The following is a 1,927-nucleotide window of genomic DNA, read 5'->3' as shown; positions in this document are numbered from 1 at the left end:
CCTCCGCCCCCTCCGCCACCGCTGGTGCCGGTGGGCCTGGGCGGCGAAATCGAGGGTGGCCGCGACGTGGGACCGCTCTTCACCCAGGAGCAGGTGTCCCTCTTCGAGCGCCGATTCGACGACGGCCACCACCTGGTGCGCGGCGTGGCCGGCAGCGGCAAGACGTACGTGCTGGCGCACTGGGCCGCGCGCTACCTGCTGGAGAACCCGCGCGCGCGGGTGCTGGTGTCCTTCTACAACCGCTCGCTCGCGCCGCTCGTGGACAAGCTCCTCGTCGAAGCGCTCACCGTGCGCGCGGGCGCGGAGAAGGTGCGCGCGCTCAAGGCCCAGGTGACGGTGAAGCACGTGGGCGCGCTCCGTCGCCTGGAGCCTCACGCCTTCGACGCCGTCTTCGTGGACGAGGCGCAGGACATGGACGCGAAGTCACTGGCGTCCCTGCACGCGCTGGTGCGCCCGAGCGTGGGGGAGGACGGCCGCGAGTCCCGCTGCTTCCAGTTGTTCATGGACGACTCGCAGAACGTCTATGGCCAGGCGCCCATCGACACGCTGAAGGAGCAGCTCCCCGAAGGGCTGTCCTTCCGGGGGCGCACCCGCGTGCTCAAGGAGACCTTCCGCGCCACGCGCGACATCCTGGATGTGGCCTTCAACGTGGTGCTGGATCCGTTGCGGCAGCACCGCGTCACCGACCCCGGCATGCGCGAATACATGAAGGCCGGAGAGCTGGCCCGCGAACGGCTCCTGTGGCTGCCGGAGGAGACGCTGGAGGGGCTCTACCGCGTGCAGTCCACCGAGAGAGGCGGCGTGCTGCCCCAGGTGAAGGCCTTCGCCTCCAGCAACAGCGAGGCGCGCTGGGTGGCGAAGGAGGTGGCGCGGCTGGTGCGCGAGGAGCACGTCCACCCCGGCGACATCCTGGTGGTGGCGCCCGTGATGCCCGCGTCGTTCACGGACGCGCTGCGCAAAGCGGGCGTGCCCGCGGAGGCCTACGGCGGCAAGGGCGGACGGGACGTGGCGGACTTCCGGGTGAGCGGCGTGGACCACGTGCGCGCCACCACGGTGTTCTCATGCAAGGGCCACGAGTGCCCCGTCGTGTTCTTCGCGGGCCTGGAGGCGCTGGACTCCATCGAGGCGTGGATGGCGGGCGCCCGCCAGCGCACCGAGCGCGAACACGAACGGATCCGCCGCGCGATGTTCTACGTGGGGGCCACCCGCGCCATGAAGCGCCAGTACCTCACCGGCGTGCGCGGAGGCCGCTTCCTCCAGGTGGCCGCGTCCTACGTGGAGACGCTGTCCGGCCACCGCCCGGCGCCCTGAGGCAGGGCGCCCGGGCAGCACTACATCCGCCAGCCCGTCACACCCGCGCGCTTGCCGAACACCGGCTGTCCGTACACCTCACGGAAGCGGGCGCGCAGCATGTCGAAGGTCTGCTGGAGGTCCGCCGTCGCCGGCTTCGCTTCCGGCACCTGGCCTCCCATCCGCGCGAAGCAGCGACCCATGGCACCGTCCAGCCACTGCGTCACCGTGGCGGTGTCCTGGTCCTGCAACCGCTCGAACACGGACAGGGCGCGCTCCAACGTCTCGCCCACCAGCTCCGTGGAATCGATGGTGCTGCCCGCGCACAGCTTCGCGGCCCGAACTTCCAGGGCCGGACGATGCGTGCGAACGAACTCCCCGAAGGCATGCAGATTCACGATCACCATTCTTAGACCTTCGCCCCCTCAATGTCAGAACGTCCGACAACAAAATCCTTGGCTCGCGGCTTTTATGCGTCGCGTGATGAAAAATGGTGGTGACGCTGACCCAGGGGGGCACCTGGAGTCTCAGGAGGCAAGACGGCGGGGGCACTTCCCCCTGACTGGGGAGCCTGCGACCCTTCATGTGGGGCTGTCTCTTATCCACATCTGACGCTGCCGACGAAGCTAGAAGTGTT

General features: G+C 69.3%; 2 protein-coding genes. One reads left to right on the top strand and one right to left on the bottom strand.

What is annotated here, in order from left to right; all coding sequences use genetic code 11:
• Positions 1-1,311, top strand: a 1,311-nt coding sequence (locus tag D7V88_RS41050; RefSeq protein ID WP_120545901.1) for an AAA family ATPase, incomplete at its 5' end; no start/stop codon positions are given.
• A 20-nt stretch (positions 1,312-1,331) separates the two neighbouring features.
• Here the strand turns inward: D7V88_RS41050 and D7V88_RS41045 are convergent.
• Positions 1,332-1,697, bottom strand: coding sequence for a hypothetical protein (locus D7V88_RS41045; RefSeq protein WP_120545900.1), 366 nt, complete (start codon positions 1,695-1,697; stop codon positions 1,332-1,334).
• Positions 1,698-1,927: the final 230 nt, after the last annotated feature.

It is taken from the genome of Corallococcus terminator (genome assembly GCF_003611635.1).
Classification (GTDB): Bacteria; Myxococcota; Myxococcia; order Myxococcales; family Myxococcaceae; genus Corallococcus; species Corallococcus terminator.
The sequence above is the reverse complement of the archived record's forward strand: the minus strand, read 5'-3'. Positions and strand labels throughout refer to the sequence as shown.

Coding starts and splice junctions, on each gene's coding strand:
- D7V88_RS41045 (WP_120545900.1), bottom strand. CDS start 1,697: ATGGTGATCGTGAATCTGCATGCCTTCGGGGAGTTCGTTCGCACGCAT.